Origin of the sequence: Shewanella sediminis HAW-EB3 (assembly GCF_000018025.1) — a bacterium.
Lineage (GTDB): Bacteria > Pseudomonadota > Gammaproteobacteria > Enterobacterales > Shewanellaceae > Shewanella > Shewanella sediminis.
Genome location: NC_009831.1, coordinates 844,269 through 859,612, shown reverse-complemented (window position 1 = coordinate 859,612; position 15,344 = coordinate 844,269). Strand labels below are relative to the sequence as shown.

Genomic DNA, 15,344 nt, shown 5'->3' with positions numbered 1-15,344 from the left:
ACTAAGAAACCTTCAATAAACAGAAAACTGAGGCAAACATACAGCTAACTATGTGAATTTATTATCATCGACATTTCTTCTACAAAATCGTGTAATAATTAGCTTCTATCGTTAATCAGAGGAACAGATGGCTTTAACACAACTACTCATTGTCGAAGACAACCCGGATGTGGCAGGTATACTTGCCGACTTTTTTGAATCCCAGGGAACTGAGGTCGATTTTGCGGCTAATGGTGAGCTAGGCTATAAGCTCGCACTCGATGGATGTTTCGATCTAATCATCTTAGATCTTATGCTGCCCAAGATGGATGGTTTAACCGTAGCCAAAAAGCTAAGACAAATGGGCTGCACCACACCTATCCTCATGTTAACGGCTCTGGATGATAAGCAAGATCTTTTAAATGGTTTTGCCTCAGGCGCCGATGACTACCTGGCAAAACCCTTCGACTTAGATGTGCTCAACGCCAGAGTCACGGCCTTAATTAACCGGCATCAGGGGAAAGTCGCCCGAGGCGTACTAAAATATGGCTCTCTTGAACTCGATACCGCAAAGCATCAGGTCTATCGCGGTGGTAAAAAGCTCGCGCTCACACCAGCCTGCTATCAAATTTTGCATTATCTTATGCATAAAGCACCCAATATCGTAAAACGAGAAGAGCTTATCGATGAGCTGTGGGGCGACACTCCGCCGAGTAATGATATTTTACGCAGCCATATGTATCAGCTGCGAAATCAGCTGGATAAACCTTTCGAAACCCCCATACTGATCACCGTACCTAAGATAGGTTTTAAACTTGAGCTAACGAGCAACTGATGTTGAAGTCACTCACGAAAAGAAGTCCTGCTAATACAATGACAAGCAAACTTAGCCTCTATTTTGCCTTCATTGCCATAGTCGTAGGGGCAACACTCTTTGTGCTCAGTCAATCGATGCTCTATTGGTTGGAGGATGAGTTAAACCGCAGAACATTACAGCAAAGTGCCGGTACAGCAATCGTTCAATTCAAGCATGAGGCTAAATCCCCGTTAATTATCACAACAAGTATCCGGGCCTATAATCGCGTTCAGGATCTACCGGAAAAATATCGAGCCTTAGCTCAGTACCCTATCGGTTTTCTCGATGAGATCCAGAACAATAATTTCAATGATCTTTTTCTTTACCGCAGTGAGTACATTCAAGATGGTAAACGCTTTCCCTTGCTGATCGTCATGAATGCCGAACATGTCGAATTATCTCCAACCGAATGGCGCAGCATTAACCTGATATCGATCATCGTCATGTTGGTGCTTTTCTTGCTGTTTGGCTTCGCTATCATCAAGCTCACCCGCAGATTGATAACGCCCATAACCCAGCTGAGTCAACAGCTAAAATGCACCGACCCCAATAGCCACTTCTCGGTACCGGGCGACTCGGCCATCGAATTTAATGAATTAGCGGATAGCCTTAACCGTTATCGCCAACAAAATGAGAAGTTAATTCGGCAGGAGCAAGCCTTCGCCAGATATGCCAGCCATGAATTAAGAACCCCACTCACCGTCATTCAGGGGGCGACCTGGTTACTTAAGCAAAAATCTGAACCTGAATATCAAGCAAGGCAGAGAGAGAGAATTGCTAAAGCTGCGACGGATATGCAGCATACCATTGAGGCACTGCTTAGCCTGGTTAAACAGGAACAAGCGAAAGAGAACGTCACACTCAGAACCATTAACCGCAGGGAGCTCGAACATATCATAGAGTACGTACAACCGCTGGCAGAGAGTAAAGGCCTGAGCATCACGCTGCAGATGCAATGCGAACCTAAGATCCAGCCAAGTGAGTCCGTGCTACGTATGTTACTGACAAATTTACTCAACAACGCAATCAATGCCAGCGATGCAGGTGTTATAGCCATAGAGGTTGATCAAGACAGCATTCGGGTTACCGACCATGGCACCGGGCTCAATGAGTCGGAGCAATCCGAGCAAGGGCATGGTTTGGGGTTGTTGATTGTCGATGCACTGTGTCAAAGATACGATTGGCAGTTTAACTTGAGCCCGGCTCCGGAAACTGGCTGTATCGCAACGCTTAGGTTTGCCCAATAGGTTCAAATGAAAAACGAGCCAGCTGGCTCGTTTTTATTCGGCGTTGAGTGACATCTCCCGATTTTAACCCTGACGGGTGAATCTGTAGGATTGTATCTGAACATCTTCCCCTTTGACCTGAGTATAGGTATCGACAAGAAACACATCTTTTCCGGCAAAGCGCAGTTCGACCCGCATGTTATGACGCTCATCACCGGAAAGCGTCTGCCCTTTTACACCGACAGGATAGTAACTATACCTCTGGTTATTAACCTGATGTTCGCCGGAGAAACGCATCTTGTCATTGTTACTGAAATCCGTCTCCAGACTATAGCCACCAGCGGGAGTATACCCAAGTTGGATCTGCCCGGTCAGCGCATGGGAGACACCATCGACATTCAACTTCTCGAAGTTGAGTTGGGCCGCAGTTGTCTTAGCCAAGCCTCCCTTAGCAATACCTGTGGCCTCGATGCGTTTACCATCCTCAGTCAACGCCCAGATATTAATCTGCCAATCACCGGTAAAGTCATCCAATCTGTCCCAGCTCTGCGGCACATTGGTTACCTGGGGCGCCAATGGGTTAGCCGCAGTTCCCAATCCATTGATATTGATGTTCTTGTTACCGTTTGCATTACGGTGATCTTCCCGATCATTCTGATAATCCGCCGCAGCACCTGCAGCGCCACCGGCAGCGGCTCCCACCATAGCGCCTTTGGCCGCCAGACTCGCATCACCTGTGGCGGCGCCCAAGGCTAAACCTAAGATAGCGCCACCAGCGGCGCCGGTTCTCAATCCTCGATTGCGGTCTTGCTCTGTATTTTCACCGTCAGAGGTACTCGCACAGCCACTGAGGAGTGAAACGCACAATGCAGCAAGTAAGGTTTTTCTCATGTTTGTCATAGTGTGTTCCTCAGTAAAAAGCGTTACATTACAGGTTAGTCAGTAAGGCTATTAAATCAGATAGCTCAAATTTACATCAGGGCATGGCTCCGAAAAAAAAATAACCTAATGCCTAGAAGCTATAGAAGTTTCTGATGTGAAACAGAAGAGGGATATATGACCAGAGAGCAGTTTTCAGGGATAGACGATTACCTCTTAAAAAGGCGATCTCAGCGGGGGCTGTCCCAAGAGGGGCTGGCACTCGAGTTGCAATCTTATAGTGAACTGTTTACGGATATCGACTCTCTCGCAATCAGTCGTTGGGAGCGGGGTAAGGTCAGTCCTAACATCCGACGCCAAATCACCTTGATGGAATATTTTGCCGATGAGCCACACCTGCTGTTATCTAACCCGGAATTTGAATTAAAGCAGCTGCCCTCTATCTCTGCTTTTCAGAAGATGTTAGATCAGCAAACCAGTTACAACCATGTGATGGGAGCCCACCCCTACATCTCCAGCGACAACATCAGCTTCGATAAGATAAATAAGCACGCAGACAATGCCGCTCAGATGATACGTTGGATCACTCACTACCATAGTAACCTCACCCGTCAGCGTGAAAACTGGAACCCCACTTTTATCACTCCCCTCGTGGAGCACGCCTCTACCGATGTGACCTTCTACCAGGTCGACGGCGTGCTCATAGGGCATATCATTTTGTTGAGGGTCAGCCCTCAAACCTTAAACTCATTGCTGACGGGTCAGTTAGGTGACAGTGAGCTCACGCCGGCACACCTGATCGATAGCGACCAGGCAGCCTCGACTTATATGCTAAGCGCCTACCTTGGTGGACGACATATCGCCGAGGACTACCTCACGCACCTGTTATTGAGCCTTATCGAAAACCCGCTGACTCTGGCTTTAGGCTACCGGGCAAGATCTGACATAGGGATCAAGTTAATGGATTTCCTGACCGGTGTACGGGTTGCCACCGGGGAGCCACTCTCCGACAGACTCGACGGCGCCAGATACAATGGCAAACGCTATACTTATGTCTCTTTCTCCATACAGAGAGAGGAGCTACTATCAAGCCCCTTGATGCTCAACCTGATGCGCAACTCCAATGAAGCGGAAAAAGTGTAAGGCAATAAAAAAGCAGAGTAAATACTCTGCTTTAGCACCGACGGCTTTAATCCCTATTAAAACAGTGACAGCTGATAGCCTAAGGGCATAGAGGTATCTTTAATCAGCGCCATCGAGTAGTTACCTCCCCCCTCCAGGCTCAGTAGCTCAGATTGGTAAAGCAAGGTCAGATCATCATTATCATCTTGCTGGACCACACTAATTTCATACTCCCCGGACGGTATGGTGAGCGCATTCAATTCGGCAAAATCAGCGTTATCTATCTTATATTCTGCCGACTCAATGGTTTCACTGGCACGAACAAAGTAGACGGTGAGATCCTCGAACTCATGCACCAGGTTCGCGAAGTTCATCTGGTACTCAAATGCCCTCGGCCTGAGATCATGAGTCAAAGTCATGCCTCTCACCCCCCCGGACTCATCCTGGTAGACAAAGATGGATCGGCTTTCATCCTGGTTAAAGGTCACCAAGAGGTTATTCGCTAACACCTCACCCGATTCGCTCTGTTGAATTTGGACCCCGTAATCATCAAAGTCTATCTCTTTAAACTCGGAGACCTTCCCTACTTCGATATCATCCGCCTGGATGGCACCTAAATGGTTAGTCATCTCAACATCGATACTCCCCTGCTCATTCAGGGCGTTAAAGACTCTAAATTCGGCATGAGCATCAACATTGGCATAGGTCACAGGAGTGGAGGTTGAGTCGACACTATCAATAGTGATGTTTGGCGTGCCGGGTCCGAAGCTTTCCCGAATAATCAACTTGTAAACAGTTTTAGTCGATAGCGACATGCTCGCAGTGGTGTATATCGGCTCCATAGAGTCCGGCTCAGTCAGATAAAGGATATAATCACCCGTATCAAATATCACCGCATCGGAGTGCTCCCTGTAGCTCACCTCACTAATCAGAGTCGCATCAATAAATTCACGACCATAGAGACCAATATAGACATCAAACCCGGCGCTGTTCATCGCCGTATGGGCCACCAGAACCTGCATCTTGCTATAGTCTTCATCTTCATCGCTGTTTAGCTCATCCATCTCCTCTCTTTGATAGTTAATATCGATAAATTCGGGTGAATGGTAATCACCAATGAGCATAAACAGATGCTCCTCATCATTACCCAGATCCAGACTCTGCTCATATATGGTCTGATCGTCACCTAACTCATCATTACCGATAACGGCCAACTCCACACTCCCCGTCGAGTATGAGTATCTGGCCATAGAATCGGCAAAATCCACACCTGTATATTCGTATTCATCCATCGATAGCCGCGCCGAGGTGCTGTTGGGTGACGCATTGTAAAATTGAATATAACTCATGTCGGAGGAGCTATCCTCATCATCACTGCTGCAAGCAGTCACGCCCAGCAATGCACCGGATAAGATGAGTGCCTGCCATAAAAAAGATTTTTTCAAAATAAACTCCCTTTGATTACCAATTGTTATAACCGTTTACATGGTTGCTACTTATGACAAAAAATAGGCGTCAAGAACTGTAAGCTTGAGTAATAGAAAGTAATGAAGCTTATAGATTTGTGATTAAGAGAATGGAAAGGTAAACAGAAGCATAAACAGCGCCTTTTGGCGCTGCTTTATGTTAACTCAGCTGATCTGTTTATTTCGAAAAGGCGGTTTCTAAGAGGAGTTTGCTTTGCGCTTATAACTTGGTAACAGAGGCTCTCCTACATCTGTAAAGATGCTAGCCATTAACCGGAAATAAGTACCTTAAATTGGCTTAACAGTTTCTTGTCATCCTGACGCCCGTACTTAATTAAGATGTCATCTTTGCCATCACCATTAAGGTCGTCACTGGACAACATATCGCCCTCTTGTGGTAATAGCGTAATTACTTGCTCACTGCGACCCTTAATCAGCTTGCCGCCGGGATCGCCCAGGTATATTTTTAACTTGTCTGAACCATCCGAGAGCAGGAGATCCTGCAACTTATCCCCGTTGATATCGGCAAGCTCAACCACCGGGCTACCACTCTGACCCGATGTGAGGCTAAAGCTAAGCTCAACCTCTTTGGATACATTGGGCTTAGCCGGGAAAAGAGTGTCATTATCCATCTTAAACAGATAGACATCCTGATCGATACTGCCCGATACCAGCGCACCTATGATCTGTGATAACCCGATATCGAACCCCGCGACCATCACCTCAAGCTTGTCATCATTATCGATATCGATAAATTCCAGCCCAGTTAATGTCCCCTCGGCATGCACAACACTGTTAGCCTTGGCCGGAAAGGCCAGCTTACCCTTCAAGCTTTCACCGAGAAAGATCTCATAATCATTGACTCTATCCAGTACTCCGGAGCTCTTGGTGTATCTAAGTACAAGATCGGTAATGCCATCATTATTGATGTCTCTGACCTCCTCCACCTTCCTGTATATCAAGGAACTTTGATCTAACGACTCACCAAAAGCATCACGCTTATTCCACCAATCGACGCCACTGATAGCTTGTCTGACGGGGATATAGCTAGCCAGGGTGTTAAACATGCCGGTTTCATTTTGCGGGTACACCTCCAGCTCACCTTCGGCAATCTTAATGATATCATCGCGGCCATCCAGATTGGCATCGCTGATATAGAGCTTAGATTCGATATACTCGGCGCCATGCTTGTTCACTTTAACTTGTGGAGTTATCGGCAAGGTCTGCTCTTCAAACCCTCCCTCAGCCTTCGCTATCAGAAGCCTGACCTGTGAAAAATCGCTAACTAAAATATCGGCAAGCTTATCGCCGTTAAGATCCCGTACGAACTCGCCGCGACGGATGAAATCCGGACGTTTCTTTAGCGTAATAGAGTTAATCTCTGTAATCACATCGAAAGGGGCCAAACTATTCTCAGGCACATACTGAACAATATGCTCACTGGAAAGAAAATAGAGTCCCTGCTTTCCCTGACCGTTATCACTCTCATCGCTGATATCGAAAGAGTAGAACGAAGGTGGCAGTAGTAATTTTTGGAACAGGCTATAACGTTGATTGTCGGTATTTAATGTGTAGATACCTAACCACTTTTGCAGATTGTCATCCACGCCGAAGGTAACCAGCTCTTTCCCGGGAGAGGGCAAGAGATCGACGGGCAGCACCGGGTGAGTAAGATTGAACGGCGCCTGAATGGTGTGCTCTTCTACAGTGACAGGTTTATCTCTATCGGCAGCGATAGCTCCCGATGAGGCCAACAACGCCGTTAAGCCTGCCAGAGCCAAGTATGTAAATCCTTTTTTCTCACTTCCCATTAACCACACACTCCCCACTAATGTTGGATACGAATCAATTTCATCTCCATGACTAATCTATCGACTTTGAAGAAAAAAGGAAGCTCGGTTAACGGACTGTTACAAACTAACTCGATTGGATAGAGAGGCAAAGGCGGTAAACAGTGTTTTCACACCAGCCACTCGCACGGCCCCATCAAAGAACAAAGCAACTGCAACTTTTTCATTACAAAACCTCATATTTATCAGTTTATTAACAAGCGAATCTGTAACTAAGAAATGATATATTAGAGTGATCCAGCTCACATACCGCCAGCCATTTCAATGAGAGAATTGCCGCCTTTTTCTACCCTAAATAATCCCAGACTAATTTTATATGCACTCCAGTGACGCCAGTAAGATACGCTCATCTGTTCAGGGGAACTCCCTTGCGGCTTTCTCCTTTATCTTATGGGGACTAATGCCACTTTATTATCAATACCTGCCCGGTGCCGATATCAATGAGATGCTGGCATTTAGAATTCTATGTTCTGTCCCCTTCATGGCATTAGTCTTCCTATTGCTACGCCGGAAAATGCCTTCGATAAAGCTTGTGATGTCCGACAAGCGCTCCCTCGCCCTGTGCGGATTGGCCACGCTTATCATGTGCGTCTCTTGGTATAGTTTCACCTGGGCCATCACCCACGGTCAGGTATTAGCGGCGAGTTTAGGCTTCTTTATCAATCCCCTCTTTGCCATAGGGTTAGGCGTTGTATTTCTCAAAGATAAGCTCACTTCGGCTCAGAAAGCCGCCGTCATGCTCGGAACTGCCGGTATCGGCTATATGGTATTTAGCTATGGAGAGCTGCCTTGGCTGGCACTTAGCATGGGGGGATTTTTCGCACTCTATGGGCTATGTAAGAAATTTATCCGTTTCGACTCACTGACATCGGTGACTGTAGAAGCCATGCTTTTAATGCCATTTGCTGCACTCTACATTATTTGGTTATGGGTATCGGATCAGAGCGTGGCACTGGGCGGTGAGCTATCTCAGTTGCTGCTTTATATGGGGACGGCGCCAGTCACCCTATTGCCGCTTATCTTCTTCGCCCTGGCTATCAGCCGTACCAGCCTGTCTATGATAGGTCTGATGCAATATATCGAACCCAGCATGCACTTCTTACTAGCCGTGCTCCTGTTTAATGAACACTTCGATCAGGTAAAAGCGGTCAGCTTCGCGTTAATCTGGACGGGGTTACTTCTCTGCTCTCTGGAGGCTTTACCCGCCTTGAAGCAGCGAATATTTACTCAAAGACGCCATAGTTAATATTATTTGGTATAAGCAACTGAACTCAGATCCTTGCCGCTAAGCGGCAAGAGGTGCTTAATGGGAGCAGAGCCTATCCCGAGCTAAAGTTTTCCCGAGCGACAGTTATTCCGATCTGAGATTACCTAAGATCTCGGTGACAATTCTGCGGCTGAAGATGACTGACAGGTGCAGCACGATAAAAAACTTTTTGTTTTCGGCAAGTCGCCAATAGGAGCTGGAGCTCGGTATTATGGTGAAATCTATCGGCGTCCAATATGAGAACACCTTAACCCCCTGCAGACTGACCTCATCGGCATCGAGAGAGCGTAGCAATGCACTGTCAGGCCTAAGCTGTTTCATCCCTTTCGATGGATAGGGAAGATAAGCCCAGAAGCTGCCTCTATGAGGCGTCGACAGGGTAAAAAAGTTTACCGTTCGACAGGCACCGCCTAACATCTGCAGATAGTGGCGCCCTACGATTCCGCCCATACTAAAACCAACCAGAGTAATCGGCTCCTTCTCTCCGAAGCGCTCCTCTATCTGCCGCTTGAGACTCGCACTGGCGTACTCGATGCCATGACGACCATCAAACGGGGTAAGTGTCGGCGTAAAACACTCATGGCCCTGTGCTTCGAACTGACACTTCATCCATCGAAGCACGCGGCCTGTATTAAAGATCCCATGTACCAGTACTATTTTCATTCGGCCTACTCTCAAATTTTCAGCGTTCACCGCTTAGGGGGCAAAATACAAGGTGTGGCGATTGACCCCGATAACGAGTCTAGGTTATTTATCGGCTAATGTTTGGTATCATGCGCCCATCTTTACTATTCATACGCAATACTTGCCTGCTATCCCCGGCACTTAATACGAGCATAATGACCATGTCTATTCCATCTCTACTCGCCAACGCTTTAGAAAAGCGTCAAGACCTCTTAGCCCAAGTTAAGGCTGACAATACCGATTGTTTCCGGGTATTTCATGGCACAGTCGAGGGCGTCAATGGCTTAAACATAGACAGATATGGCGATGCATGGCTGATCCAAACCTTTCATCAGACACTCGGCGAAGATGAACTCCAGCAGATCCAGGCCTCACTTGTTCAACTAGCCGATCTTCCAATCGTTTATAACGATCGCTCGAACAAAAACTCCCGCGTGCTCAATAGCATGGACGCTGAAACAGAGGCCTTTGCTCAATCGGCGCAGGTGATGCAGGAAAACGGCATCAAGTTCACCACTAAACTGCGTCACGAGGGACAAGATCCTCTGCTGTTTCTGGATATGCGGGTCGGCCGGGAATTTGTTAAGGCCAACAGCCACAACAAAACGGTACTCAATCTATTCTCATATACCTGCGGTATCGGCACAGCCGCCGCAGTAGGCGGCGCTAAACGAGTCGTCAATATAGACTTCTCCTCATTTGCACTGGCCGCCGGTAAGAAAAACGCCGAGCTGAACGATGTCACTCAGGTGTGTGAATTTATCCAGAGCGATGCATTCCCGGCGCTGCGCCAACTCGCCGGACTCAAGGTCGGTGGACGACGCAATCAGAAGCTGCCCGCTTACCCTAAACTATCGGCGACGCAATTCGATCTGGTCTTTCTCGACCCGCCTCGTTTCGCCAAGAGCCCGTTCGGCACAGTGGATCTGATCAACGATTATCAGAGCCTGTTCAAACCTGCGCTGTTAACCACTAAGAAGGGTGGCACCATAGTCTGTTGTAACAATGTGGCTAAGGTCGAGCGCGATACCTGGTTTAATGCACTGGTCCGTTGCGTCGAGAAACAGGGCCGCAGCGTCACCAACCACACCTGGCTCAACTGCCATGAAGATTTCCCATCGTTTGACGGCAATCACCCACTGAAAATGGTCGCGTTAACGATCGATTAAGTTCGGGGAAAGTAAAGCAGCGCCCGGGCTTTAACAACCCAGACTCGCAGTTTTACAAGCCGCCCAGAGTGAGCTTGGCAGGATCCAATAACCTCTCAAGCTCCTCACGAGAGATGTCCGTGTCTTCCTCGGCGACATCTAATACGGCTCGACCTTCTTTATAGGCTTTTTTGGCGATTTCAGCGGCCTTTGCATAGCCAATGATAGGGTTCAAGGCGGTCACTAAAATCGGATTTCGCGCCAAGGCCTTCTTCAGCTGCTGCTCATTGACAGTGAAGGTCGCTATGGCCTTATCCGCCAGTAGGTAACTGACATTGGCCAACAAATTGATGCTTGAGAGCAGGTTGTCGGCGATCATGGGCAGCATAACATTCAGTTCAAAATTTCCCGCCTGACCACCCACAGTGATAGCACTATCGTTGCCTATGACTTGCGCGGCAACCATAGTGGCGGCTTCCGGGATCACAGGATTGACCTTGCCCGGCATGATAGATGAACCTGGCTGTAGCGCTTGCAGCTCAATCTCGCCCAATCCGGCTAAAGGTCCTGAGTTCATCCAACGTAGGTCGTTAGCTATCTTCATCATAGATACGGCCGTAGTTTTCAGCTGTCCTGATAATGAAACGGCAATATCTTGAGTGCTAATATGGCTGAAAAAATTGTAGGCAGGAGTGAATATAAGGCCCGTAGCCTGACTAAGCTGGTGATTGAATTCGACAGCGAAATCCTCATGGGCATTTATCCCTGTGCCCACAGCCGTCCCCCCTTGCGCCAGGCTCTGTAACCTCGGCTTAACCCCGTTTATCAGCTCGATATCCTGCTCTATCTGGCTCGCCCAACTCAGCAGGCTCTGGCTCATCCGCACAGGCATGGCATCCATCAGATGGGTACGGCCGGTCTTGATATGGTGATCGACTTCGCTGGCTTTTTGCTTGATCACTTTCAGCAGATGTTCCAGTGCCGGTAACAGACGGTTTTCAAGCTCGATGGCGGCACTGATATGAATACAGGATGGGATGATATCGTTGCTGCTCTGTCCATAATTGACATGGTCATTGGCACCTACTGTTTGGTTAACAATTTTAGATGCTAAAGTGGCCAATACTTCGTTAGCATTCATGTTCGAGCTGGTACCCGAACCGGTTTGAAACACATCCACGGGAAAATGCTGCATCATATTCTGATCGTTAAGTAGTTGACTCGCCGCGTCTGAGATACCGTCAGCCATATCTTGCGGTAACAGTGCTAATTTTGCATTAGCCTGAGCCGCGGCCGACTTAGCCATGAGTAAGGCACGTATAAATGCCTCAGGCATAGTCTTGCCACTGATGGGAAAGTTATTTACCGCTCGCTGTGTTTGGGCTCCATATAGCGCCGAAACAGGCACATGAAGCTCTCCCATGCTGTCTCTTTCAATACGTGTCGTCATGATCTTCCTATCCAATATCTATTACATACTTTCAGCTCAATCGATGCGTTAAACCAGCAATGACTCTCAAGCATGTCATCAGATAAAGTATCGGGCAGTAATCGAGACTCTGCCACATGAAGAGGCCAGGCAGCCTCTTTACAAGCTCCCATCGAGTCTTATTGCGTCGAAAGAGAGTAGGAGATGTAGTTAGATAGCAAACGGCTCCTGGTTAAATCCAGGAGCTGTATAACCTTACTATCACTAAGGTGTCACGATATTGAACACACCTTTAGGCTTATCCAGTAAAGTCAGGAAGCTGACCAAATCGACCTTACTTCCCTCAATATTCAGCTCATCGGAAAACAACAGGTCCGATACTCCCGCACTGCCTATGATGAGCTCAACAAAGAGTTCGTGGCTGATATTGAGTGTCGCATCGGCACTCAGATCCTTTGGTGCTTTCCTGTGGTGCAGCACCGAATTCTTAAGCTCAAGCAGATAGTTATCGCCCAGATCGGTAAAATTGATATTGAGCGTAAATCGCTCACCAAAGGCTTCGGGTCCTATGATTCTTGACGCCATAGATTGTAGAAAATTTTCCACCGGCGATCGCAGTAAGATCTGTTTCATAGAAGCCAGCTCGATCCCTTTATCCGGACTACCATGGCGCAGCTCATAGGCCGCAGACAGATAAACGTCTCGCCAGGGGGCAGATTCAGACAGGTAGCCCAATTGATCATAGGTCTTAGCCAGTAACTCTTTAGCTTGTATATTGGCACTGTCGGCAAAAACCAGCTTATTAAGCAATTCGGCCGTCCAGCGGTACTCTCCCTTATCGAAGGCTGCACCGGCATGCTTAAGCACGGCATCAGCGCCTCCCATCAACGCGATATATTTACCGGAGGATTGCTCATCGGGCAGTGGATTGAGGTTCACCGGGTTGGCGTCATACCAACCTAAATAGGCCTGATAGACGGCTTTGGCATTATGCCTGGCACTGCCATAATAGCCGCGACTGGAAAATGTGGTCGACAGTGATGGCGGCATCTGGATCTGCTCTGCTATCTCATCCGGGGTTAGCCCCTTATTGAGCATACGAACCGATTGGTCATGAATATATTTATAGGTATCACGCTGCTTCTCTAAAAAGTCGGCGATAGCCTCTTGTCCCCAGATGGGCCAATGATGGCTACCAAAATAGACCTCGACTCCTCTCTGGTATGTTAGTGCCTCATCGATAGCATCGCTCCACTGCAGCGCATCCCGGACCTTGGCCCCTCTGAGCGTATAGAGGTTATGCATCGTCTTCGAGACCAGCTCGGCACCACAATAGGCATTAAGCTCGGGCAGAGAGAAGGTAAACTCGGCCGGCGCCTCCGAACCGGAGACAATCTGAAACTCAAAGTTAATGCCATCGATCACCCTCGACTCATCCTTTTCTATCGTGATTGTCGGCGCCAAAATACCGAAAGTGCCGAATGCAGGCTCCTTCCCAAGGCCCGAGTCGATATGTCCCCGAGCGCTCCTAGGAAGGCGCTTACCATACATGTACATGGCGCGGCGACTCATAGCCGTTCCCGCCATTACGTTTTCACTGGTTGCCTCACGCATAAATCCCGCCGGTGCCAGGATATCGATATTGCCCGTTTCAGCCTTATCAGGCTCTCCCAACAGACCTAAAGCACCGCCAAAATGATCCATATGGCTGTGGGTAAACAGGATGGCTGAGATGGGCCTGTTACCCAGTTGTTTATTCACAAAGTCGAGAGCAACTCTCGCCGTTTCGGCCGTCGTCAGCGGATCGACCACTATCCAACCACTCTTACCTTCGATGATAGTCATATTAGCCAGGTCGAAACCACGGATCTGATAGACCCCCTTGGTCACCTCGAATAACCCCTGAATATTGTTTAGGCTGGCTTGTCGCCACAGGCTTGGATTGACACTCTCAGGTGCCCCGCCATCGATGAAGTCATAGGCGGGCATATCCCAGATGGTATCCCCCTCATCGCCCTCGACGCTTAAGGTAGGGAGCTTAGCGATAAAACCACGGTTTGCATCGACAAAGTCCTGTTTATTATCGAAAGGAAGCTCGGCTATGAGCGCCGCATTCGCACTCTTGGTATACGCCGTTGCCGGTGTAAAACCATCTGCATCGATAGCATCGGGCTGCACTCTCTCTTCGGTCGAGACATTATTGGGGTCTGGCTGGCAGCCCGTGAGCAATAACCCAATAATAAGGATAAGACGACTAACAGGCGCTAAACGAAGGAAATAATACATATGACTCAGCTCAGGAGGTAACAATTAACCACAAGCTATTACATACTTACAACATCAGGGTTATCATTTTACGCCAATCTCCATTCACTTCACTGTCTATAAGTTTGCAGATGAATGGCTCTGCAGGCGATACAGACTCGGGCTTAGCCCATACCAGAGGTGAAATACGCGGGTGAAATTACTCAAGCTGGTATAGCCCAACTTATCTGCAACTTGAGTTATCGACAGTTCACTATTGATCAGATAATAATGCGCCAGCTCCTTACGCTTCTCCTGCAATATGGTCCGAAAATTTGTGCCCTCACTCTTGAGATAACGACTCAGGGTTCGTTCACTCAAGTTATAGATCTGCGCCGCCTTAACCAGACAAGGTTCACCGTCAACCAGCATGGCATGTACCGCCTGGCTGGTTTTCTCGTGCCAGCTTAAAGCCTGCATCTTTTCCAGATATTGGCGAACTGCATGCTCATTCTTCATGGCCAACTTAGGATCTGCCATCATAGTCGCCTTCTCAAGCATGCTCCTGTCCATCCACAGACAATTCACTTGCTGTTCGAATGAGACCGGGCAGTTGAAACAAGTTTGCCAGGGGCTTTCATCTTTCGGGGACTCCCGGATAAGCTCCACGGTTTTAATGAAATTCGAGTGCCCAATCATCAACTCTCCGTGGTGCATCAAAGTAGCAAAAAATGCATCTATCGCCATCTCACTGATCTCGATCCCATTAAGTGGTGTGATGGTAAACCCTATCAGCTGCGGCGTTCTTTGCAGCTTTATACTTGCAGAGTTGCTCACCAGGGCATAGTAATCGGGAAGACGTTCGAATGCGCGCGCCAGCGTTTCAGAGGTCATCATCAACAATCCCAAAGATCTGAAGTGCATAGGGTATGCATAGCGGCCCACAGCAAGGCCGAATGCTGGCGATTGAGTCGCACTTTCAACCGCTTCCCAAAATAGGGTCATATTTTCTATAGGGATACGAGAGTCCGGCGCTCTTTCGATTTCAGTTAATGATAAGCCAGCATCTTCATACACACTCTCGGGATCGACACCCGACGCTCTCAACGCTCTGGCAACCGCTGATGCCCAAGCTGCGATAGTCGTGTATTTGGCTGTTCCCTGCATAAGATTCATCCGCCGATTAAGATCCAC

Annotated in this window: 12 protein-coding genes; 5 read left to right on the top strand and 7 right to left on the bottom strand. The window is 48.1% G+C overall.

From position 1 onward, the window contains the following. Positions 1–127: 127 nt before the first annotated feature. Both SSED_RS03655 and SSED_RS03650 read left to right on the top strand, forming a co-directional pair. Entirely contained in the window at positions 128–814 is a 687-nt protein-coding gene (locus SSED_RS03655) for a response regulator transcription factor (RefSeq protein ID WP_012141060.1), read from the top strand. Positions 815–852: 38 nt separating this feature from the next. Further along, positions 853–2,082: a sensor histidine kinase gene (locus tag SSED_RS03650; protein ID WP_223295946.1), complete on the top strand. Its 1,230-nt coding sequence runs from the start codon at positions 853–855 to the stop codon at positions 2,080–2,082. A gap of 63 nt (positions 2,083–2,145) precedes the next feature. Here the strand turns inward: SSED_RS03650 and SSED_RS03645 are convergent, their stop codons facing one another. After that, positions 2,146–2,961 carry a YMGG-like glycine zipper-containing protein gene (locus SSED_RS03645; protein WP_012141058.1) on the bottom strand — a complete coding sequence of 272 codons (816 nt, stop codon included), beginning with the start codon at positions 2,959–2,961 and terminating at the stop codon, positions 2,146–2,148. A 156-nt stretch (positions 2,962–3,117) separates the two neighbouring features. Between SSED_RS03645 and SSED_RS03640 the strand changes: the two genes are divergently transcribed. Next, a complete protein-coding gene (locus SSED_RS03640; protein WP_012141057.1) occupies positions 3,118–4,083 on the top strand; it encodes a helix-turn-helix domain-containing protein in 966 nt (321 codons plus the stop codon). Between the two features lie 56 nt (positions 4,084–4,139). Here the strand turns inward: SSED_RS03640 and SSED_RS03635 are convergent, their stop codons facing one another. Continuing rightward, positions 4,140–5,507 (bottom strand): hypothetical protein, encoded by a 1,368-nt coding sequence (locus SSED_RS03635; protein ID WP_012141056.1) that lies wholly within the window; start codon positions 5,505–5,507, stop codon positions 4,140–4,142. Positions 5,508–5,797: 290 nt separating this feature from the next. Next, complete coding sequence (locus SSED_RS03630; RefSeq protein WP_012141055.1) at positions 5,798–7,339, bottom strand: FG-GAP repeat domain-containing protein; 1,542 nt, start codon at positions 7,337–7,339, stop codon at positions 5,798–5,800. 355 nt (positions 7,340–7,694) lie between these two features. Here SSED_RS03630 and rarD point away from each other — a divergent pair, with 355 nt between their 5' ends. Continuing rightward, positions 7,695–8,624 (top strand): EamA family transporter RarD, encoded by a 930-nt coding sequence (rarD, locus tag SSED_RS03625; RefSeq protein ID WP_012141054.1) that lies wholly within the window; start codon positions 7,695–7,697, stop codon positions 8,622–8,624. A gap of 105 nt (positions 8,625–8,729) precedes the next feature. Here rarD and SSED_RS03620 read toward each other — a convergent pair whose 3' ends face one another. Further along, on the bottom strand, positions 8,730–9,308 hold the full coding sequence (locus SSED_RS03620; RefSeq protein ID WP_012141053.1) for an esterase/lipase family protein: 579 nt from the start codon (positions 9,306–9,308) through the stop codon (positions 8,730–8,732). Positions 9,309–9,490: 182 nt separating this feature from the next. Here SSED_RS03620 and SSED_RS03615 point away from each other — a divergent pair, with 182 nt between their 5' ends. Further along, the gene (locus tag SSED_RS03615; protein ID WP_041421955.1) at positions 9,491–10,498 is read left to right on the top strand and encodes a class I SAM-dependent rRNA methyltransferase; all 1,008 of its coding nucleotides are present in this window, start codon (positions 9,491–9,493) and stop codon (positions 10,496–10,498) included. 52 nt (positions 10,499–10,550) lie between these two features. Here SSED_RS03615 and SSED_RS03610 read toward each other — a convergent pair whose 3' ends face one another. From SSED_RS03610 to SSED_RS03600, 3 genes are all read right to left on the bottom strand, one after another. After that, entirely contained in the window at positions 10,551–11,927 is a 1,377-nt protein-coding gene (locus tag SSED_RS03610; protein ID WP_012141051.1) for a class II fumarate hydratase, read from the bottom strand. Positions 11,928–12,170: 243 nt separating this feature from the next. Continuing rightward, the gene (locus SSED_RS03605) at positions 12,171–14,192 is read right to left on the bottom strand and encodes an alkyl/aryl-sulfatase (RefSeq protein ID WP_012141050.1); all 2,022 of its coding nucleotides are present in this window, start codon (positions 14,190–14,192) and stop codon (positions 12,171–12,173) included. A gap of 96 nt (positions 14,193–14,288) precedes the next feature. Further along, positions 14,289–15,317 (bottom strand): AraC family transcriptional regulator, encoded by a 1,029-nt coding sequence (locus SSED_RS03600; RefSeq protein WP_041421954.1) that lies wholly within the window; start codon positions 15,315–15,317, stop codon positions 14,289–14,291. Positions 15,318–15,344: the final 27 nt, after the last annotated feature.

Bases quoted from the DNA above. Each gene is read 5' to 3' on its own strand.
- SSED_RS03655 (WP_012141060.1), top strand. From the start codon at position 128: ATGGCTTTAACACAACTACTCATTGTCGAAGACAACCCGGATGTGGCA.
- SSED_RS03650 (WP_223295946.1), top strand. From the start codon at position 853: ATGACAAGCAAACTTAGCCTCTATTTTGCCTTCATTGCCATAGTCGTA.
- SSED_RS03645 (WP_012141058.1), bottom strand. From the start codon at position 2,961: ATGACAAACATGAGAAAAACCTTACTTGCTGCATTGTGCGTTTCACTC.
- SSED_RS03640 (WP_012141057.1), top strand. From the start codon at position 3,118: ATGACCAGAGAGCAGTTTTCAGGGATAGACGATTACCTCTTAAAAAGG.
- SSED_RS03630 (WP_012141055.1), bottom strand. From the start codon at position 7,339: ATGGGAAGTGAGAAAAAAGGATTTACATACTTGGCTCTGGCAGGCTTA.
- rarD (WP_012141054.1), top strand. From the start codon at position 7,695: ATGCACTCCAGTGACGCCAGTAAGATACGCTCATCTGTTCAGGGGAAC.
- SSED_RS03620 (WP_012141053.1), bottom strand. From the start codon at position 9,308: ATGAAAATAGTACTGGTACATGGGATCTTTAATACAGGCCGCGTGCTT.
- SSED_RS03615 (WP_041421955.1), top strand. From the start codon at position 9,491: ATGTCTATTCCATCTCTACTCGCCAACGCTTTAGAAAAGCGTCAAGAC.
- SSED_RS03610 (WP_012141051.1), bottom strand. From the start codon at position 11,927: ATGACGACACGTATTGAAAGAGACAGCATGGGAGAGCTTCATGTGCCT.
- SSED_RS03605 (WP_012141050.1), bottom strand. From the start codon at position 14,192: ATGTATTATTTCCTTCGTTTAGCGCCTGTTAGTCGTCTTATCCTTATT.
- SSED_RS03600 (WP_041421954.1), bottom strand. From the start codon at position 15,317: ATGCAGGGAACAGCCAAATACACGACTATCGCAGCTTGGGCATCAGCG.